The organism is Mesorhizobium sp. B2-3-12 (assembly GCF_006442205.1).
Taxonomy (GTDB): domain Bacteria; phylum Pseudomonadota; class Alphaproteobacteria; order Rhizobiales; family Rhizobiaceae; genus Mesorhizobium.
Window position 1 is genome coordinate 23,901 of record NZ_VFVR01000011.1, and the last position, 19,191, is coordinate 43,091.

Sequence of the window (19,191 nt, forward strand, 5' to 3'; positions counted from 1 at the left end):
ACAGCGTCAGTAGGTCGTTCGCCCGCCGGAGAGATCGAAGGTGGAAGCAGTTGTGAAACTGTTCTCCTTCGAGACCAGCCAGGCGACCATGGCGGCGGCCTCGTCGACCTCCAGCAGGCGGCCGCGTGGGATACGCGAGCGCATGTATTCGATGTGCTCGGCCGTCAACTGTTCGAGGATGCGCGTCTGCGCAGTGGCCGGCGAGATGCAGTTGACCGCGATGTCGTATTGCGCCAGCTCCTTGCCGAGCGATTTGGTCATGCCGATGACGGCGGCCTTCGAAGCCGAATAGGCGGCGGCGTTGGGGTTGCCCTCCTTGCCGGCGACCGAGGCGATGTTGACGATGCGCCCGTAATTGCGCTCCTTCATCCCCGGCACCACGGCGCGGTTGACGTAGAAGGTGCCGTTGACGTTGACGTCGATGATTTTCTTCCACACATCGACATCGTAGGTATCGAGCGGGGCGGCGGGGCCGGCAATGCCCGCCGAATTGACGAGGATGGAGATCGTGTTCGCGATCTCCTCCGTCCTGGCACGGGCGGCGTCCACCGAATCCCAGTCGGCTATGTCCACGACCAGCGTCGTGGCCGCCTTGCCGAGTTCCTGCTTGGCCGTATCGAGACGGGCCTCGTCGAGGTCCCACAAGGTGACCGTCGCACCCGAGGCGACAAAACGCTTCGCCATCGCGAAGCCGAGGCCTTGCGCGCCTCCGGTAACCACGGCGTGTTGGCCGTCGAGATCGATCCTGTTCATGCCGGGAGTTCTTTCCGTCTGAGATAGTGGAGGGGTGCGTGTTGAAAGCGGGCGGTCCTACATCGTCGCGCCGAGGCTCCAGGGCACGAACTCGTTGTCGCCATAGCCGAGCGCTTCCGATCTGGTGCGTCCGCCCGATGCCACGCGCAGGATCTCGGCGAAGATCTCCCCGCCCTTGTCCGCCAGCGTCACGCCGTCGAGGATGTCGCCGCAATTGATGTCCATGTCGTCGCGCATCTGCTCGAAGACGAAGGAGTTGGAGGCGAGCTTGATCGAGGGCGTCGGCTTGCAGCCGAAGGCCGAACCGCGCCCGGTGGTGAAGCACAATATGTTGGCGCCGCCGGCCACCTGTCCGGTCGCCGAGACCGGGTCGTAGCCGGGCGTGTCCATGAAGACGAGGCCGCGCTCGTTGATTGGCTCGGCATATTCCAGCACCGCGCGCAGATTGGTCGTTCCGCCCTTGGCCGAGGCGCCCAGCGACTTCTCCAGGATGGTCGTCAGCCCGCCGAGCTTGTTGCCGGGGGATGGATTGTTGTTCATCTCCATATCGTGCCTGGCGGTATAGTCCTCCCACCAGCGGATGCGCTCGATCAGCTTTTCGCCGACGGCCCGGCTTTCGGCGCGACGCGTCAAGAGATGTTCCGCGCCGTAAATTTCGGGTGTTTCCGAAAGGACGGCTGTCCCTCCTTGCGCGACCAGCAGGTCCACCGCCGCTCCGAGCGCGGGATTGGCGCTGATGCCGGAATAACCGTCCGAGCCGCCGCATTGCAGCGCCAGCACCAACTCGGAAGCCGGCTGCGGCGTCCTTTCTGCTGCATTGACGACCGGCAGCATCTCGACGATGGCCTTCACCCCGGCATCGACCGTCTTGCGCGTGCCGCCGGTCTCCTGGATGGTCATCGTGCGGAAAATGGTGCTTTCCTCGATGTTGTAGGATTGCATCCAGCGCGGAATCTGGAAGGCTTCGCAGCCAAGTCCGACCATCAGCACGCCGCCGACATTGGGATTGGTGGCAAAGCCCCACTGCGTGCGCTTCAGGAGATCGTAGGCCGGGCCCTTGGTATCGATGCCGCAGCCGGTGCCGTGGACGAGCGAGATGACGCCGTCGACATTGGGATAGTCGCGCAGCATGCCTGAGCGGTTGACCTCTTCCACGATGAAGCGGGCGACGCTGGCCGAGCAGTTCACCGACGTCAGGACGGCGATGAAATTGCGCGTGCCGACTTTGCCGTTCGGCCTGCGGTAGCCCATGAAGGTCGCCCGTTCGTCATCGGGAAGGATCGGCGGTTCCCTGACGTCGGTGCCATGCCCGTAGTCGCGCTCGAAATCGCGCAGGTAGACATTGTGCTCGTGCACCCAGTCTCCGGCCGCGATCGGCCCACGCGCGAAGCCGATGGTCTGGCCATACTTCACGATCGGTTCATCCGCCCCGATGTCGAGCATGGCCATCTTGTGGCCGCGCGGGATGCGGGCCCTCGCGGCCACGTCGCCGGCCCTTTCACCGGCCGCCAACGGATCGACCGCAAGCAGGATGTTGTCGGCGTGCGATAGCTTGATGAAGCGCGTCATACCCAAACTCTGAAAAGCTCTGCCTGGAGGAGGAATCGAGAGCTGAAGGCAATAAGAATACTAATATAATAGAAGGCAGATAGTCAAGCCGTGGCGTTTCCGATCGCTTCAGCCGAGAAGGTCGGCGGCGACTTCGAGCGTGTTGCGGAAGGAGGTTTCGAGATGGTGCTCCATCGCCTGTGCGGCGCCCTCGGCATCGTGTCGTTTCAGAGCGTCGAGAATGGCTTCGTGCTGCTCGATCGTCTGTTCGCCATAGCCGGGCTTCGGAATGGCGAGGTAACGGCCGCGGTCCATCTGTGCCTTCGAGATGTCGACGGCCCGCCAGATCATCGGCAGGCCGCAGATTTCGGCGATGGTGCGATGGAAGACATCGTCGAGTTGGATCGCGGTGGCATATCGGCCGCGCGATATGGCAAGCCGATGCGCCGCCATATTGTCCTCCAGCAGTTCGGCCGATGCCGGTGTGAGCTTGACGGCCGCGCGTCGCGCGCTCTCCATCTCCAGCGCCCGGCGAATGACATAGGCCTCCTCGAGGTCGGCGCGGCTGATCGGCGCGACATAGGTGCCGGTCTGCGCCAGGATTTTCACCAGGCCCTCGTCGCTGATGCGCTTGACCGCTTCGCGCACCGGAGTACGCGAAACGCCGAGCGCTTCGGCGATCGCCACCTCATTGATCACTTCCCCCGGCTTCATCTGCCCGACGACGATCAGGTTGCGGATCTTCTGATAGATTTGATCGCGCAGCGGCAGAGCCCGATTGAGGGTCGAAGGGTCCAGGTCCATGGCAAATCCGTAGCTTCGTTCACTGGAAATGATCAGATTATATTAGAATGTAAATCGGAATGCACCCGATGCGAGGGGTGACGTCCTTCGAGAACGGAGTGGTCGCATAAGTTCATGAAATCCAGCTTGTCAGAACTGTTATATTAGTGCAATAGTCGATCTGACAATCGGAATTTGATCGGCAAAATGAGGTCCTGAACCAAGTCGCATGCCACGAGGCGAGCGTTCCGGGCCACCCTTGGTTCGCTTTTTACCGAGGAAGAATACTAAAATAACAATGCTGCCCAATGCCGAGGACAACGGGCCGCCCTGCCAGGGAGGAACCTAGCCAGACATGACTGCCGCCGCCGACTGCGCCTTGGACATGAGAGGCATCAGCAAGACCTTTCCGGGCGTGAAGGCCCTGTCCGACGTCAACTTCGCCGTCAGGTTCGGCACCGTGCACGCGGTCGTGGGCGAGAACGGCGCCGGCAAATCGACGCTGATGAAGGTGCTCAACGGTTCCTATGCACCGACCAGCGGCACCATCAAGGTCGGCGGCGCCGAGGTGCGCATGCGCCGGCCGGCCGACGCCCAGGCGCTCGGCATCCGCATGGTGCACCAGGAAATCAATCTGGTTCCCGACCTGACCGTTGCCGAAAACGTCTATCTCGGCCGCATGCCCGGCAGATGGAGCTTTCTGCGCAAGGGCGAGATGGTCAGGAAGGCCGCCGCCGTCCTCGACGAACTGGGCGCCGCCATCAATCCGCGCGAGCGGCTCGGCAATCTGTCGATCAGCCAGCAGCAGCTCGTGGAAATCGCCAAGGCCTACGCGGCCCAGCCCCGGATCATCGTCCTGGATGAGCCGACATCGAGCCTCAGCGAACATGAAACGGCGGCGTTGTTTCGCATCCTGCGCAAGATGCGCGATGACGGCATCGCCATCATTTACATCAGCCATCGGCTGAAGGAAGTTCTCGAGATCGCCGACGAGGTGACCGTGCTGCGCGACGGCTCCATGATCGAGACCCGTCCGACCGAAGGCATAACCGCCGCCCAGATGATCAGGCTGATGGTCGGCCGCGAGGTCAGCAACGTCTTCCCCAAAAGTCCGGCCGAGATCGGCGAGTCGGTGCTGCGTGTCGAGCGCATCGGCGACGGCACGCGCTTCCGCGATGTCAGCTTCGATGTGCGGGCCGGTGAAATACTGGGCTTGACCGGGCTGGTTGGCGCCGGCCGCACCGAGGTGGCGCGCGCCATCTTCGGCCTGTCGCGGCTGGTCGAGGGCACGGTCAGCGTCAACGGACGCAAGGTCTCGATCAACTCTCCGTCGCAGGCGGTCAAGGCTGGGATCGCCTATGTTCCCGAAGACCGCAAGGGCGACGGCATTGTGCCCGGCATGTCGATCCGGGAAAACATCAGCCTGCCCATCCTGCGTCGCCTCAGCCGTTTCGGGCGCATCAAGCGCGGCGCCGACCGGGCACTGGCGGCGGACTATGTGAAGCAGTTTTCCATTTCGCCGCCCGACGGCGAGCGGCGCATCAACCTCCTGTCCGGCGGCAACCAGCAGAAGGCGGTGATCGCCAAATGGCTTGCCGCCAAGCCGTCGGCGCTGATCCTCGACGAGCCGACGCGCGGCGTCGATGTCGGCGCCAAGGCCGAAATCCACAACATCATCGGCCAGCTCGTGGCCGGCGGCATGGCGGTGGTGATGATCTCCTCGGAACTGCCGGAAATCCTGGGTGTCTGCGACCGTGTCGTGGTCATGCGCGACGGACATGCCTGCGAGCCGCTGGAGCCCGCCGAACTCAGCGAAGAGCGCATCATGGCTCTGGCGACCGGCGAGGAAATGGCGTGACCGACGCGGCCATGGAGATCAGCGGCGTCACCCCCGACCGTTTTACGCGCGGCAGCAGGCTTGTCGACGCCCTGTCGAAGGCGGGACTCGCTTTCGCCATCCTGGCCGTGATGCTCTACGGCTCCTTCGTCAGCCCGGCTTTCTTCACCTCAGGCAATCTGCTCAATGTCCTGACCTCGATGTCCATCGTCGGCATCGTCGTCGTCGGCATGACCTTTGTGCTGGTGGTCGGCGGCCTGGCCGACCTGTCCGTGCCGGCCACCATTGCTTGCGGCGCCATCCTGTCGCTCGGGCTGCAGCCGATGATCGGGCCGCTGCCGGCCTTCGTCCTGGCGGTGGGCCTCGCCGGCCTGATCGGCCTGCTCAACGGCGTGCTGGTCGGCTATGTCGGCATCAACCCCATCATCGCCACGCTGGGCATCGGCACCATCGGGCTGGGCATCGTGCAGGCCGCCGTCGGTGGCGTCATCGTCTATGGCAGCAATCCGGCCTCAGCCGAATTCGCCAAGGGCCGCCTGTTCGGCATCCCGGTCGTGGTGCTGATCTTCCTGCTCATTGCCCTCATCGGCCATTTCGTCCTGTCGCGCTCCTTCTGGGGCAGATGGACGCTCGCCACCGGTGGCAATTACAGCGCCGCCGAGGCAAGCGCGGTGCCGGTGCAGGCCGTCAAGGCCGGCGCCTTCGTCATCACGGCGCTCGCCTCCGGCATTTCAGGCGGCCTGCTCGGCCTGACTTTGCAGAGCGCACGGCCGCTCATCGGCGCCGGCTATGAATTCAGCGCCATCACCGCGGTGGTGGTGGGCGGCGTGTCGATCATCGGCGGCTTTGGCTCCGTGCCGCGGGCGATCGCCGGCCTGATCTTCGTGCAGCTTCTGACCAACGTCATGGTGCTCGGCGGCGTGCGCACGCCGATCCAGGGTTTTGTCCTCGGCATCCTGATTGTCGGGGCCGTCGGCATGGATGCGGCATTGCGCAAGCGAGGGGTGGCGTGATGCGGTTTCTGGCGCTTGCCTCGCGGCACAGGGTCGTGATCATCCTCGGCCTGACCCTCATCATTTCCGCACTGGTGGTTCCAGGCTATTTCTCCGCATCGACCCTTGGCCTCGGCCTCGACCGCGCCGCGACGATCGGCCTGATCGCCATCGGCCTGACCGTGCTTCTGATCGCGGGCCAGATCGATCTTTCAGGTGGCGCCGTGTTTGCCCTGGCCGGCATCGTATCCGTCATCCTGCAGCGCGAGATCGGCATCCTGCCCGCCGCGATCGTCGGCATCCTGGCCGGCATGCTGGCAGGCGCCATCAACGGCGCGCTGGTCGTCGGGCTGAAGGTGAATTCCCTCGTCCTGACATTGGCGACGATGCTGATCTTCCGTTCGCTTGCGCACTGGATCACCAACAGCCAGCCGGTTTCGGGCGCCGACATCATGCTGTCGCTGGCGCTGGCCAAGATCTATCTCGATGTCTTCACCATCCGCAGCGCGCTGTTCATCATCCTGATCGTGCTGCTGCATGTCTGGCTGACGCGCACCATCCCCGGCCGCAACGTCTTTGCCGTCGGCTCCAATCCGGCGGCCGCCAAGGAGAGCGGCATCGCCTCGGACCGCATCGTCTTTCTCGGCTTTGTCTTTGCCGGCACGCTTGCCGGCCTGGCCGGGGTTCTCCAGAGCCTCGTCACCAACACCGGTTCGCCCGTCTTCGGCTCGGAACTGACGGTCGCCGTCATTGCCGCGGTCGTCGTCGGCGGAACCCGCCTCGGAGGCGGCAGGGGATCCGCGCTCGGCACGCTAGGCGGCGTGCTGACCATCGGCTCGCTGACCATCGCGATGGAGTTCCAGTCCGTTCCCGCATACGTCCAGCAGGTCGTATCGGGGCTCATCCTGATCCTGCTCGTCGTGCTCGATCGGGCCGTTACTACCAAGGGGAGGGCTCCGGGCACGCGCCCCGCGCTCGTTCGCGACAATCCAATCACTCAAGGAGGAAACACATGATTGGGAGGAAAAGCATGATTGGGAGGAAACACATGATTGGCAAGAGAAGCATGCTGCAGATCGCCGCCGTGGCGTTGCTGGCGTCGACAGGCTGGGCCAGTGCCAAGACGGTCTGCTACGTGACGGCGGCGGATTCGCATGCCTATGCGACGCCGGCCAACAAGGCGCTCGAGGCCCGCGCCAAGGAACCCGGCGTCGATATCCTCAGCCTCAGCCAGGACTTCGATGTCCAGAAGGGCACCGAGCAGCTCAACACCTGCGTGGCGCGCAAGGTCGACGGCATCATCCTGTGGCCGCTCGACCCGCAGGCCTACATCCCCGGTCTGGCCCGCGCGCAGCAGGCTAACATCCCGGCGATCCTCATCAATTCGCCGATGAGCGACGACGCCAAGCCGTTCATCAAGTCCTTCACCGGACCTGACGTCTATGAGGAAGGCAAGCTGGCGGCGGATTCGCTGAGCAAGGCGCTTGGCGGCAAGGGCTCCGTCGTCATCATCGCCGGCCAGGCCGGCAACGGCACGACGATCGGCCGTGTCAGCGGCTTCACCGACCGCCTCAAGGAAACCAACGCCGACATCAAGGTGCTCGATACCGTCAACGCCGACTTCGACCAGCAGAAGGCGCTGGTCGTGAGCCGCGACCTGATCACCCGCTTCGGTGACCAGATATCAGGCGTCTACGCCAATGACGACACCATGGCGCGTGGCTTCATCGATGCCTGGAAGGAGGCCAACCCGTCCAAGGCGGCGCCACCGATCGTCGGCATCAACGGCCAGAAGGACGCGTTCGAATCGATCCGCACCAACGAGATGTATTCGACCATCGTTCAGTCGCCGGTCGAGGACGGCCGCCTGGCGATCAACACCATGGCCGAGATCATCGACGGCAAGGAGGTCAAGGACCGGCTGCCGATCCCGCTGACCGTCGTGACCAAGGACAACGTCAACGCGGTCGAGCCGGCGTTCTGACGAGGCAAAAGGTCGGCCCGGCATGACGGGCCGACCCTGCCGTCGAGGAGGAATTTTCCAGTTTGGGTGGCATCTTTGGAATAAACTAACTCTACAGCATTTGTAGAATAAGCAATCTGCATCGGAGATCTGTTTCCGGACCGGACTCCGCCATGCCCAACCTTCTACGCCTGCCTGAAATCGCACCGGACATAGCCGGTCACCGCCGCCTGACAGCGGGAGCCGGGTCATGAGCAGCGATATCCCTGACCGGATCAAGGTTCTCTGGTTCCTGCCGACGCATGGCGACAGCCGCTATCTCGGCACGACGGAAGGCGGCCGGGCCGTCGATCTGCCTTATCTGACACAGGTCGCAAAGGCCGCCGACACGTTGGGCTATTACGGCGTGCTGCTGCCGACCGGCCGGGCCTGCGAGGATTCGTGGGTGATTGCCTCGGCACTGGCGCCGCTGACCGAGCGCCTGCGCTTCCTCGTCGCCGTGCGGCCCGGCCTGCAGTCCCCAACGCTTGCCGCGCGCATGACCGCCACACTCGACCGCATCTCCAACGGCCGCCTGCTGATCAACGTCGTCACCGGCGGCGATCCGCTGGAGAACAAGGGCGACGGCATTTTTCTCTCGCATGCCGAGCGCTATGAGGTGACGCAGGAATTCCTCCAGATCTACAAGCGTGTGCTGAGCGGCGAAGCGGTCGAGCACCAGGGCAAGCATTTCCGCATCGAGGACGGTCGCCTGCTGTTTCCGCCCGTGCAGACGCCCTATCCGCCGCTCTATTTCGGTGGCTCGTCGGACGCCGGATCGCAAGTGGCGGCGCAGGAAATCGATAAATACCTGACCTGGGGCGAACCGCCCGCCGACGTCGAACGCAAGCTCGACGCCGTGCGCGAATTGGCCGAGAAGGCCGGCCGCAAGCTTTCCTTCGGCATCCGCCTGCATATCATCGCCCGCGAGACGACCGAACAGGCCTGGGCCGCCGCCGACGGCCTGATCAGCCGGCTCGACGACGCGACCATCGCTTCGGCCCAAAAAGTCTTTGCCCGTATGGATTCGGTCGGCCAGGCGCGCATGAGCGCTCTGCATGGCGGAAGCCGCGACAAGCTCGAGATCGCGCCCAATCTGTGGGCCGGCGTTGGCCTGGTGCGCGGCGGCGCTGGTACCGCACTGGTCGGCGACCCGGACACGGTCGCCGAGCGCATCGACGAATACCGGCGGCTCGGCATCGACACCTTCATCCTGTCCGGCTACCCGCATCTGGAGGAAGCCTATCGCTTCGGCGAACTGGTGCTGCCGAGACTGCCGACCGATCATCCGGTCAAGTCGGCCAGCTCGTCGGTCAACACCGGACCGTTCGGCGAGACCATCGCCGGCGACCATCGGCCCAAATCACTGGGGCCAAAGTCGCTCGCCAGCGCCTCGTGAACGCGCTGCCCCCGGCCCACCGATTGCGCGTCGCCATCCTCGGCGGCGGCTTTTCCGGTGCCGCCTTGGCCTGGCACCTTGCGCGGGCAAATCGGCCGGAGGTGCTGTCGATCTCGGTCATCGAGCCGCGCCCCGCGCTCGGCGGTGGTCTTGCCTATTCCAGCGAAGAGCCGTCGCACCGGGTCAACGTCCCGGCCATCAGAATGAGCATGGCTCCCGAAGACCCGCAGCATTTTGCGCGCTGGTTGGCCGGCAGTGGTGAAATGGAACGGGACCCGGATGCCCTGTGGAAAAACGGCGATGTGTTTCCACGCCGGCGCGTGTTCGGCCGCTATGTCGCCGCCCACCTTGCACCTTGGCTCGACTCCGGCGCTGTCCGCCATGTCGAAGCTCAGGCCACGCGAGTAATACGAGAGACCGATGGCGCGGGCTGGACTGTGCAGACCTCGGCCGGACCTGTCGCGGCCGACATCGTCGTGCTCGCCGCCACGCATCCTCTGCCGGCGATTCCATCTCCACTTGCCTCCCTGGTTGAAGCTCCCGGCTTCATCGCCGATCCCTACGCACCGTCGGCACTTGCCGGGATCGAGCCGGAGGCGTCCGTCCTGATCGTCGGCTCCGGGCTGACATCGGCCGACATGGTGGCGGAGCTTGACCGACGGGGCCATCGCGGCCGTATCCTGGTCCTGTCGCGCCGCGGGCTGCGCTCGCGCGGCCATCCCGCTGTCAGGGGCGAGCCCTTCGGTGACTTTGCGTCAGTGCCGGCCACGACGGCGCTTGCGCTGCTGAAGACCATTCGTGCGACACTCGCGGCGGCGCGGGATGCCGGTCTCAACTGGCAGTCGGTCTTCGACCAGCTGCGCCTGCAGGGACCGGTGCTGTGGGCGGCCCTTTCTCCGCCGGAGCGGGCAAGGCTGGTCCGCCAGTTACGCGTATTCTGGGACGTGCATCGCTTCAGGATCGCACCGCAGGTAGCCGCCGTGCTCGACCGCCGCCAGACGGACGGCACGTTCGACACCATCGCCGCCAGGCTTGTCGCGTCGAACGACGAGGGCGAGAGCCTCGCGGCCAGCTTCCAACGGCGCGGACAGACGCGGATCGAAACGGCACGCTTCGACGCCGTCATCAACACGACGGGTCCAGCCCATGCGCAGGCCCTCCAGTCCAATCCGGCTTTGCAGTCGCTGGCCGAAGCCGGGCTGATCAAGGTCGATGCCTACGGGCTCGGTATCGAGACCAGTTTGGAAAGCCGCGCCGTCGGCCGGGACGGCAGGGCTTCTGCCGGGCTCTTCGTTGCCGGCCCCTTGGCGCGCGGCACATTCGGCGAATTGATGGGCCTGCCCGAAGTCGCCCGTCACGCCGAGTTGGTCGCCGCTGAAGTCGCCAAGCTGCTCGATGCGGTTCCCTTGGACAAGGCAACCAACGTCAACGCCGCATCGCACTGACAACCGAAAGCCGGTGCGGCTGTAAAAAATTGGAATTTCCGTCCTGCAAGCGCGCTAAAAACGGAAAAACCACCTTTGTATATAAATTCCATAAACATAATAAATATGGGCCACATCCGGCCGAGGCCGGGTCGATCAACGGCCTGAATGGGAGACAGTTCATGGCACATGCAGGAACCGACGCGGTCAAATTCGCCTATTGGGTGCCCAATGTTTCGGGCGGCCTGGTGATTTCCAACATCGAGCAGCGCACCAACCATTCGGCCGAGTACAACCGCAAGCTTGCCCAGATCGCCGAAAAGGCCGGCTTCGACTACGCGCTGAGCCAGATCCGTTTCACCGCCGGCTACGGTGCCGACGAGCAGCATGAATCGGTGGCGTTCAGCCACGACCTGCTGGCGGCGACCACGACGCTGAAGGTGATCGCGGCGATCCTGCCCGGTCCGTGGAATCCGGCGCTGGCGGCCAAGCAGCTCGCCACTATCAGCTACCTCACCAATGGCCGTGTCGCGGTCAATCTCGTCTCCGGCTGGTTCCGTGGCGAGTTCCATGCCATCGGCGAGCACTGGCTCGATCATGACGAGCGCTATCGCCGTTCGGAGGAATTCATCCGCGCGCTGCGCGGAATATGGACTGAAGACAGCTTCACCTTCCGTGGTGATTTCTATCGCTTCAACGAATACTCGCTGAAGCCGAAGCCGCCGCAGCCGCTGCCCGAAATCTTCCAGGGCGGCTCCTCGCGCGCCGCGCGCGACATGGCATCGCGGGTCTCCGACTGGTACTTCACCAATGGCAACACACCGGTCGAGATCGCCAAGCAGGTAGACGACATCAGGGGCAAGGCCAAGGCCAACAACCATTCCGTCAAGGTCGGCGTCAACGCCTTCGCCATCGTGCGTGAGACCGAGGAAGAGGCCAAGGCGGTGCTTGTCGAAATCATCACCAAGGCCAATCCGGAAGCGGTCAACGCTTTCGGCCACGAGGTCAAGAATGCCGGCAAGTCCTCGCCGGAAGGCGAGGGCAATTGGGCGAAATCCTCCTTCGACGACCTCGTCCAGTACAATGACGGCTTTCGGTCGAACCTGATCGGCACGCCGAAACAGGTTGCCGGACGCATCGTCGACCTGAAGCGCGCCGGCGCCGATCTCATCCTGCTCGGCTTCCTGCACTTCCAGGAAGAGGTCGAGTATTTCGGCAAGCATGTCATCCCGCTCGTTCGCGAGCTGGAAAACGCCGAGCAGGCGGCGTCGCTGGCCGCCGAATAACCATCTGCCCCAAGGCTGGTCGGGTTGCCCGGCCAGCACAGGTTTTCAAGCGCGCTCGATCCTTTCGGGCGGCATCGAGAATTCGTGCGCCTGCGGGCGAAATCGAGGACGATTGGAATGCCGTTGCCCACCTATGCCTTAGGAGCGATGGAAGCCTCGGTCTACGCGCCGGAAGTCTTTGCGCGCGGCCTGCCCTCCGTGCTCCAGCCTGCACACTTGTCCGAAGGCGACGCTGGGGCGGCCGGATCTACTGCCAATGCAGCTGCTCCGCTGCTGTCGCTTCACGGCATCGGCCTGGCATTCGGCGGTGTCGTCGCGCTGGCCGACATCGACCTGTCGGTCCGGTCAGGCGAGATTCGTGCCATCATCGGGCCAAACGGTGCCGGCAAGAGCTCCCTGATCAACGTCATCAGCGGCGTCTACCGCCCGGATCGCGGCCAGGTCCGGCTCGCCGGCGTCGGCTATGCCCAGGTGCCGACGCAGCGGCTGGCGCATCTCGGCGTCGCCAGGACCTTCCAGAACCTTGCCTTGTTCAAGGGCCTCAGCGTCCTCGACAATGTCGGCTCCGGCCTCGCCTACAAGGTCCGTTCCAACTTCGCCGGCCAGGTGCTCGGCATTGGCCGATCGCGCGGCGAACGATACGACTTCTTGAGCTGCACCGACCAGATCCTCGAATTCCTCGACCTCACCGCCGTTCGCGATCGTCTTGCCGGCACGCTGCCCTATGGACTGCAGAAGCGGGTCGAACTCGCCCGCGCGCTGGTCGCCGAGCCGCGCCTGCTACTGCTCGACGAACCGATGGCCGGCATGACACCAGGTGAGAAAAGCGAAATGGCTGATTTCGTGCGCGCCGCGCGCGACCGTTTTTCCACCACCGTCGTGCTGATCGAGCATGATGTCGGCGTCGTCATGGGCCTGTCCGACCGCATCGCCGTCCTCGACTACGGCCGCAAGATCGCCGACGGCACGCCCGACGAGGTCCGCAACGACCAGCGCGTCATCGACGCCTATCTCGGCGTCGCCTCCGACAATGAGGCCCTCTCCCGTGATGAAGCAAGGGCGGGCATATGATCGCCGACTTCGACTACCAGTTCTTCATCGAGGTGCTCGTCGGCGGGCTACTGTCCGGGGTCATGTATTCGCTTGTCGCGATAGGCTTCGTGCTGATCTACAAAACCTCGGGCGTGCTGAATTTCGCGCAAGGCGCGATGCTGCTGTTCGCCGCGCTCACCTTCGTCAGCCTTGTCGAACGCGGCGTGCCGTTCGCGCTGGCGCTGGCGGCCACCTTCGCCATCATGGTGGTCATCGGCATCGTCATCGAGCGCACGGTGCTCAGGCCGCTCACCAACAAGCCGCCGATCACCCTGTTCATGGCGACGCTCGGCCTCTCCTACATCATCGAGGGCGCTGCCCAGTTGATCTGGGGCACGCAGGTCCACGGCCTCGACCTCGGCATCGAGGACGTGCCGCTGGAAGTCGGCGGCGTGCTGATCAGCCAGTTCGACATCTTTGCCGCCGTGGTTGCCGCCGGCATGGTTCTCCTTCTGTCGCTCTTCTTCCGCTACACCCGCATCGGCCTCGCCTTCCGCGCCGTCGCCGACGACCAGTTCGCAGCACTTGCGGTCGGCCTCAGGCTGCCATTGATCTGGGCGACTGTCTGGGCGGCGGCCGGTCTTGTCGCGCTGGTCGCGGGGCTGCTCTGGGGCGCCCGCCTCGGTGTGCAGTTCTCGCTGTCCCTGGTGGTGCTCAAGGCGCTGCCGGTGCTGGTGCTGGGCGGCTTCGACTCCATCCTTGGCGCCATTGTCGGCGGGCTTCTGGTCGGCGCCAGCGAGAAGCTCGCCGAGGTCTATATCGGCGACTATTTCGGCGGCGGCATCGAGAGCTGGTTCGCCTATGTCGTAGCGCTGGTCTTCCTCTTGATCCGTCCCTCCGGCCTGTTCGGCCAGAAGCTCGTGGAAAGGGTCTGAGCCATGGCCGCCATTGCAGCCGACTTCTCCACCGCACCGGTGCTGCCGAAATGGATCGCGCCCGTGCTGCTGCTCGCCGTCGCCTATGGCGTCGTGCCGCTCATCGGATCGAGTTACCTGTTCGAGGCCATCCTGCTGCCCTTCCTGGCGCTCGGGCTCGCCGGTGTCGGCCTCAACATCCTCACCGGCTATGCCGGCCAGGTCTCGCTGGGCAGCGCCGCTTTCATGGCCGCCGGTGCCTTCGCCGCCTATAATTTCAACCTGCGGGTCGAAGGCCTGCCGCTGATCGGCAGCATCTTTCTGGCCGGGATCGTCGCCGCCGCGATCGGCATCGTCTTCGGCCTGCCGAGCCTGCGGCTGAAGGGTTTCTATCTCGCGGTTTCGACGCTAGCCGCGCAGTTCTTCGTGCAGTGGGCGCTGACCAAGTTCAGCTGGTTCTCCAACAACTCAGCGTCTGGCGTCATAGACGCACCAAAATTGTCGATCGGTGGCCTTGCGCTGGACGGCGCCGTCGGCCGCTATCTCTTCGCGCTGACCATCGTCAGCATCCTTACCTTCCTCGCCTACCGGCTGGTGTCCTCGCAGACCGGCCGCAACTTCATCGCCATCCGCGACAATGAAACCGCCGCCCGCATCATTGGCATCCCGGTGCTGAAGACCAAGCTGCTTGCCTTCGCCATCTCTTCCTTCATCATCGGCGTCGCCGGCGTCATCTGGGCCTTCGCCTATCTCAGGACAGTCGAGCCTGATGGCTTCGACCTCGACCGCTCGTTCCAGATCCTGTTCATCATCATCATCGGCGGCCTCGCTTCTATCCGTGGTGCCTTCTTTGGCGCCGCCCTGATCGTCGTGTTCCCGCTTGGCTTATCGCGCCTTAGTGGCTTCCTGCTTGGCGATGTCTTTGACTCGGGCGTGCTCGACATGAGCCAGCGCATCGTGCTGGGCGCCCTCATCATCCTGTTTCTGATCCTCGAACCCGATGGGCTGGTGGCCCTGTGGGACAGGATCCGAAGACGGCTCCTGTTCGCCTGGCAATCGACCTAAGCCGCCGCATTCACGCCTGAAAATGAACCAGTGGCCGAACGCAAGACGGCCCATACCGGGAGTACCCTAGCCATGACGTTCCTCAGCACCATCAAGGCGGCGGCTTTGTCCGCGGCGATGATCGTGTCGGTGGCCTTGCCATCAGCCCACGCCGACGAACAGTATTTTCCGCTGCAGAGCTATCGCGTCGGGCCCTATGCGGCCGGCGGCACCGGCTTCTTCGGCGGCTTCATCGACTATCTCAACCTCATCAACATCCGCGACGGCGGCGTCAACGGCGTCAAGCTGACCTGGGACGAGTGCGAGACCCAGTACGAGGTCGAGCGCGGCGTCGAATGCTATGAGCGCCAGAAGAGCCATGCTGGTGCCGCCGCCTGGAACCCGCTCTCGGTCGGCATCGCCTACGCCATGATCGACCGCATCACCGCCGACAAGGTGCCGCTGATCACGGTCAACCATGGCCGCACCGATTCCACCGACGGGCGCGTCTTCCCCTATGTCTTCCCGCTGCTGCTCAACCCCTACAGCGAGACTTCCGGCATCGTGAACTACATCGCCTCCAAGGAGGGCGGCATCGACAAGCTCAACGGCAAGAAGATCGTCGTGCTCTATCACGGCTCGCCCTACGGCAAGGAAACGATCCCGATCTATGAATTGCTGGCGCAGAAATACGGCTTCACCGTGCAGCAGATCGAGGTGCCGCATCCCGGCAACGAACAGCAGTCGCAGTGGCTGACCATCCGCCGCGCCAAGCCTGATTTCGTCGTCCTGCGCGGCTGGGGGGTGATGAACCCGGTGGCGCTGAAGACGGCCGTCAAGGTCGGCTATCCCGTCGACCACATCGTCGGCAATGTCTGGTCGAATTCGGAAGAGGACGTCATCCCCGCCGGTGACGCCGCGAAGGGCTACACCGCCATCACCACTCAGGCGTCGGGCAACAGCTACCCGGTAGTGCAGGAGATCGTGAAGACCGTCTACGGCACGGGCAAGGGCAACCTCGAAGACAAGTCGCGCATCGGCTCGGTCTACCACAATCTCGGCATCGTCAACGGCATCCTGAATGTCGAGGCGATCCGCGTCGCGCAGGAGAAATTCGGCCACCGCACGCTGACCGGCGACGAAGTCCGCTGGGGCTTCGAACACCTCAAGCTCGACCCGGCCAAGGTCGAGGCGCTCGGGGCCAAGGACCTGTTCCACTCGATCAATGTTAGCTGGGACAACCACGAGGGCGAGGGCTACGTGACCTTCCAGCAGTGGGACGGCAAGAAGTGGAATGTCGTCTCCGACTGGATCGCGCCGGACTGGGCGCTGCTGCGGCCGATGATCGAGAAGTCGGCGGAGGCCTATTCCAAGGAGAAGGGCATCAAGCTGCGCACCGCCGATGACGCCAACGCAGTGACCACCAACTGATTTCCGGGCGGGCGCCGTGGACACCGTCCTCGGCGCCCGGCGCATCCGCAAAGCACGGGAACAGCCATGCCGAACGACGACATCATTCTGGCCGTGGACGCGGTCCACGCCACCTATGTCAACGCCATCACGGCGTTGCATGGCGTCAGCTTCGAGATCAGGCGCGGGGAGATCCTGGCGCTGCTCGGCGCCAATGGCGCCGGCAAGACCACCACAATGAAAGCCGTCTCCAACCTGCTGCCGGCCGAGCGCGGCCAGATCAACGCCGGCACCATCCGCTATGATGGCTCGGATGTCGCGCGCCGCAAGCCCGGCGATCTGGTGCGCGCCGGCCTGGTGCCGGTGCTGGAAGGCCGTCACTGCTTCAAGAGCCTCACCGTCGAGGAAAACCTGGTCGCCGGTGGCATCGGCCGCAGCGGTCGCCGCGCCGAGATCAACGCGGATCTCGAACGGATCTATTCCTATTTCCCCCGTCTGAAGGAAAAGCGCCGGACCTCGTCGGGCCTGACGTCGGGCGGTGAACAGCAGATGACCGCGATCGGCCGGGCGTTGATGTCGCGGCCGCGTCTGCTGGTGCTGGACGAACCGTCGATGGGGCTCGCCCCGCTCATCGTCCAGGACATCTTCCAGACGCTGAGAAAGCTCAACCGGGAGACCGGACTGTCGATCCTGGTCGCCGAGCAGAACGCGGCGGTAGCGCTTCGCTATGCCGATCACGCCACTGTGCTCGAAAACGGCGTCTCCGTGCTCTCCGACACAGCCGCCGACCTTCGCCAGCGCGAGGATATCAGGGCGCTCTATCTTGGCCAGCAGCCGTCGCCCGCCGCCAAGCCATCGCATCTCCATGCCGTTGCCTGAACCGAAATTTGAAGGAGCAGTGAAATGACCGTCTCGACCGTCAAGACCGACCATGCTTCCGCCGCCGTCCCGCCTGTCGCAAGGCCATCGGCGCCGGCGCATATCATCAAGAACGATGCCGAAGCGATCGCCGTCGCCCATGCGCTTGCCGCCGAATTCGTCAAGGAATCGTCCAAGCGCGACCGCGAGCGCATCTGGCCGGTTGCCGAGCTCGATGCCTTTTCACAGAGCGGCCTGTGGTCGATCAACGTGCCCAAGGCATTCGGCGGGCCGGAAGTTTCCTATGCGACGCTGGCCAAGGTGATCGAGATCATCTCCGCGGCCGATTCCTCGATCGGCCAGGTCGCGCAGAACCATCTCGGCGTCGTCGCCGCCATCCGCACCGTCTCCGACATCGAGCAGCAGAGGCTGCTGTTTGCCGAAGCGCTGAAGGGCACCCGGTTCGGCAACGCCTTTTCCGAATTCGGCTCCAAGCGCGCCGCCGATTTCGAGACCCGCTTCACCGACGCCGGCGACCATGTCGTCGTCAACGGCCGCAAATTCTATTCCTCAGGCGCGCTGCTCGCCCATCTGGTGCCGATCGTCGCGCTCGATGACGAGGGGCGAGCCTGGTACGCCATTGCCGACCGTGGCGCGCCGGGCCTGACCGTCATCGACGACTGGTCGAGCTTCGGCCAGCGCACCACGCTGTCGGGCACCGTGATCATCGACAACGTCAAGGTGCCGAAGACCCATCTGGTGCCCGGCTACAAGGGCTATGACCGACCGACCGCCGACGGCGCCATCTTCCAGATCATCCAGGTGGCGGTGGACACCGGCATTGCCCAGGCCGCGATCGACGAGACGGTTCACTTCGTCAGGACGAAGAGCCGCGCCTGGATCGACAGCGGCGTCGACAATGCCTGGGACGATCCCTACACCATCCAGGCGGTCGGCGACCTGACGCTGCGCCTTCACGCGGCGCAGGCGCTGCTCGAAAAGGCCGGCCATGCCATCGACCGCGCGGTCGCCGAGCCGACCGCCGAGACCGTCGCGCACGCCCAGATCGTCACCGCGGAAGCAAAAATCCTGTCGACCGAGGTCGCCATCGCCGCGACGAACAAGCTGTTCGAACTGGCCGGCACGCGCTCGACACTGGCCGAGCACAATCTCGATCGCCATTGGCGCAACGCCCGCACACACACGCTGCACGATCCGGTGCGCTGGAAATATTCGATCCTCGGCAAATATTTCCTCAATGGCGAAAATCCGCCGCTGCACGCCTGGAGCTGATTTGTCCAACGGCGGTCGGCGCCGCCGCCCGCTATCCCTTTCGGGATGCCGGCGGCGGGGAAAGCTTACCCGCAATTTACGACCGTCGGTTACACCGGTTCCTGTCTGATTCGCCGGGACAGGAACATCATGAGCAAAGCCCTCACATCCTTCGCACTCGTCGCCGTGCTGACCGGCTTGCTCATGGCGTTGAGCCTGGCGGTGGCAAGGCACGGCTATCCCTATGGCGCGATCGGTGTAAGGCGCCTGGACGGCATTGCCGATGCCGCGACCTTCATCCCGCTGGCGGCGGTCTATTTCTTCAGCGCGATGCTGATGATGATCCTGCCGATAAGGGCCGCCAGCATCGTGCTCACCCATGCCGCCGATGCGATCTTCTGGACGGTGATCGTGCTGTTTGCGACCATTGTCGGCGGCCTACTGGCAAGATGGGCCTTCGACCAGAGCGGAGTCTTGGGAGCGCTGCTCAACTGGCGCTTCCTGTTTGCCGTGGCCATCATCGGCAGCCATTTCGTCATGAACGAGCTGCGCCGCAACGTGCTGCTGCGCAGCCTGTTCTTCGTGGTCTTCGCCGCCGCGACGCTCGCCTGCCTGTTCTGGTCGTTCACGCTCTGAG

The 19,191-nt window shown here is 64.2% G+C and carries 17 protein-coding genes; 14 read left to right on the forward strand and 3 right to left on the reverse strand.

Going from position 1 to position 19,191, the window contains the following annotated elements; translation table 11 throughout:
- Nucleotides 1-6 precede the first annotated feature (6 nt).
- From FJ948_RS25645 to FJ948_RS25655, 3 genes are all read right to left on the reverse strand, one after another.
- Nucleotides 7-753, reverse strand: coding sequence for an SDR family NAD(P)-dependent oxidoreductase (locus FJ948_RS25645; RefSeq protein WP_140709379.1), 747 nt, complete (start codon nucleotides 751-753; stop codon nucleotides 7-9).
- Between the two features lie 57 nt (nucleotides 754-810).
- Nucleotides 811-2,322, reverse strand: a complete 1,512-nt coding sequence (locus tag FJ948_RS25650; RefSeq protein WP_140709380.1) for an altronate dehydratase family protein — start codon at nucleotides 2,320-2,322, stop codon at nucleotides 811-813.
- A 108-nt stretch (nucleotides 2,323-2,430) separates the two neighbouring features.
- Complete coding sequence (locus FJ948_RS25655; RefSeq protein WP_140709382.1) at nucleotides 2,431-3,105, reverse strand: GntR family transcriptional regulator; 675 nt, start codon at nucleotides 3,103-3,105, stop codon at nucleotides 2,431-2,433.
- Nucleotides 3,106-3,439: 334 nt separating this feature from the next.
- Here FJ948_RS25655 and FJ948_RS25660 point away from each other — a divergent pair, with 334 nt between their 5' ends.
- From FJ948_RS25660 to FJ948_RS25725, 14 genes are all read left to right on the forward strand, one after another.
- A complete protein-coding gene (locus FJ948_RS25660; protein ID WP_140709383.1) occupies nucleotides 3,440-4,942 on the forward strand; it encodes a sugar ABC transporter ATP-binding protein in 1,503 nt (500 codons plus the stop codon).
- Nucleotides 4,939-5,934 carry an ABC transporter permease gene (locus tag FJ948_RS25665; RefSeq protein WP_224536585.1) on the forward strand — a complete coding sequence of 332 codons (996 nt, stop codon included), beginning with the start codon at nucleotides 4,939-4,941 and terminating at the stop codon, nucleotides 5,932-5,934. Before FJ948_RS25660 ends, FJ948_RS25665 begins: the two co-directional genes overlap by 4 nt.
- Nucleotides 5,934-6,929, forward strand: coding sequence for an ABC transporter permease (locus FJ948_RS25670; protein ID WP_140709384.1), 996 nt, complete (start codon nucleotides 5,934-5,936; stop codon nucleotides 6,927-6,929). The genes FJ948_RS25665 and FJ948_RS25670 overlap by 1 nt, the downstream gene beginning before the upstream one ends.
- Before the next feature lie 32 nt (nucleotides 6,930-6,961).
- Nucleotides 6,962-7,897: a sugar ABC transporter substrate-binding protein gene (locus FJ948_RS25675; protein WP_140709386.1), complete on the forward strand. Its 936-nt coding sequence runs from the start codon at nucleotides 6,962-6,964 to the stop codon at nucleotides 7,895-7,897.
- Nucleotides 7,898-8,126: 229 nt separating this feature from the next.
- Nucleotides 8,127-9,314 (forward strand): FMNH2-dependent alkanesulfonate monooxygenase, encoded by a 1,188-nt coding sequence (gene ssuD, locus FJ948_RS25680; protein WP_140709388.1) that lies wholly within the window; start codon nucleotides 8,127-8,129, stop codon nucleotides 9,312-9,314.
- A complete protein-coding gene (locus FJ948_RS25685) occupies nucleotides 9,311-10,759 on the forward strand; it encodes an FAD/NAD(P)-binding protein (RefSeq protein ID WP_140709390.1) in 1,449 nt (482 codons plus the stop codon). The genes ssuD and FJ948_RS25685 overlap by 4 nt, the downstream gene beginning before the upstream one ends.
- Nucleotides 10,760-10,920: 161 nt before the next feature.
- Nucleotides 10,921-12,024 carry a dimethylsulfone monooxygenase SfnG gene (gene sfnG / locus FJ948_RS25690; RefSeq protein WP_140709392.1) on the forward strand — a complete coding sequence of 368 codons (1,104 nt, stop codon included), beginning with the start codon at nucleotides 10,921-10,923 and terminating at the stop codon, nucleotides 12,022-12,024.
- 117 nt (nucleotides 12,025-12,141) lie between these two features.
- Complete coding sequence (locus tag FJ948_RS25695; RefSeq protein WP_140709393.1) at nucleotides 12,142-13,095, forward strand: ABC transporter ATP-binding protein; 954 nt, start codon at nucleotides 12,142-12,144, stop codon at nucleotides 13,093-13,095.
- A complete protein-coding gene (locus FJ948_RS25700) occupies nucleotides 13,092-13,991 on the forward strand; it encodes a branched-chain amino acid ABC transporter permease (protein WP_140709395.1) in 900 nt (299 codons plus the stop codon). The genes FJ948_RS25695 and FJ948_RS25700 overlap by 4 nt, the downstream gene beginning before the upstream one ends.
- A gap of 3 nt (nucleotides 13,992-13,994) precedes the next feature.
- A complete protein-coding gene (locus tag FJ948_RS25705) occupies nucleotides 13,995-15,035 on the forward strand; it encodes a branched-chain amino acid ABC transporter permease (protein ID WP_140709397.1) in 1,041 nt (346 codons plus the stop codon).
- A gap of 72 nt (nucleotides 15,036-15,107) precedes the next feature.
- Entirely contained in the window at nucleotides 15,108-16,445 is a 1,338-nt protein-coding gene (locus FJ948_RS25710) for an ABC transporter substrate-binding protein (protein ID WP_140709399.1), read from the forward strand.
- A gap of 66 nt (nucleotides 16,446-16,511) precedes the next feature.
- Nucleotides 16,512-17,303: an ABC transporter ATP-binding protein gene (locus FJ948_RS25715; RefSeq protein ID WP_140709401.1), complete on the forward strand. Its 792-nt coding sequence runs from the start codon at nucleotides 16,512-16,514 to the stop codon at nucleotides 17,301-17,303.
- Between the two features lie 24 nt (nucleotides 17,304-17,327).
- Nucleotides 17,328-18,575 carry an SfnB family sulfur acquisition oxidoreductase gene (locus FJ948_RS25720; protein ID WP_140709403.1) on the forward strand — a complete coding sequence of 416 codons (1,248 nt, stop codon included), beginning with the start codon at nucleotides 17,328-17,330 and terminating at the stop codon, nucleotides 18,573-18,575.
- A gap of 129 nt (nucleotides 18,576-18,704) precedes the next feature.
- Nucleotides 18,705-19,190, forward strand: coding sequence for a hypothetical protein (locus FJ948_RS25725; RefSeq protein WP_140709405.1), 486 nt, complete (start codon nucleotides 18,705-18,707; stop codon nucleotides 19,188-19,190).
- Nucleotide 19,191: the final 1 nt, after the last annotated feature.

Excerpts from the sequence above, each read along its gene's own strand:
- FJ948_RS25645 (WP_140709379.1), bottom strand. The coding sequence starts at position 753 with ATGAACAGGATCGATCTCGACGGCCAACACGCCGTGGTTACCGGAGGC.
- FJ948_RS25710 (WP_140709399.1), top strand. The coding sequence starts at position 15,108 with ATGACGTTCCTCAGCACCATCAAGGCGGCGGCTTTGTCCGCGGCGATG.
- FJ948_RS25715 (WP_140709401.1), top strand. The coding sequence starts at position 16,512 with ATGCCGAACGACGACATCATTCTGGCCGTGGACGCGGTCCACGCCACC.
- FJ948_RS25675 (WP_140709386.1), top strand. The coding sequence starts at position 6,962 with ATGATTGGCAAGAGAAGCATGCTGCAGATCGCCGCCGTGGCGTTGCTG.
- FJ948_RS25720 (WP_140709403.1), top strand. The coding sequence starts at position 17,328 with ATGACCGTCTCGACCGTCAAGACCGACCATGCTTCCGCCGCCGTCCCG.
- FJ948_RS25670 (WP_140709384.1), top strand. The coding sequence starts at position 5,934 with ATGCGGTTTCTGGCGCTTGCCTCGCGGCACAGGGTCGTGATCATCCTC.
- ssuD (WP_140709388.1), top strand. The coding sequence starts at position 8,127 with ATGAGCAGCGATATCCCTGACCGGATCAAGGTTCTCTGGTTCCTGCCG.
- FJ948_RS25705 (WP_140709397.1), top strand. The coding sequence starts at position 13,995 with ATGGCCGCCATTGCAGCCGACTTCTCCACCGCACCGGTGCTGCCGAAA.
- FJ948_RS25700 (WP_140709395.1), top strand. The coding sequence starts at position 13,092 with ATGATCGCCGACTTCGACTACCAGTTCTTCATCGAGGTGCTCGTCGGC.
- FJ948_RS25655 (WP_140709382.1), bottom strand. The coding sequence starts at position 3,105 with ATGGACCTGGACCCTTCGACCCTCAATCGGGCTCTGCCGCTGCGCGAT.
- FJ948_RS25695 (WP_140709393.1), top strand. The coding sequence starts at position 12,142 with ATGCCGTTGCCCACCTATGCCTTAGGAGCGATGGAAGCCTCGGTCTAC.
- FJ948_RS25650 (WP_140709380.1), bottom strand. The coding sequence starts at position 2,322 with ATGACGCGCTTCATCAAGCTATCGCACGCCGACAACATCCTGCTTGCG.
- sfnG (WP_140709392.1), top strand. The coding sequence starts at position 10,921 with ATGGCACATGCAGGAACCGACGCGGTCAAATTCGCCTATTGGGTGCCC.
- FJ948_RS25725 (WP_140709405.1), top strand. The coding sequence starts at position 18,705 with ATGAGCAAAGCCCTCACATCCTTCGCACTCGTCGCCGTGCTGACCGGC.
- FJ948_RS25660 (WP_140709383.1), top strand. The coding sequence starts at position 3,440 with ATGACTGCCGCCGCCGACTGCGCCTTGGACATGAGAGGCATCAGCAAG.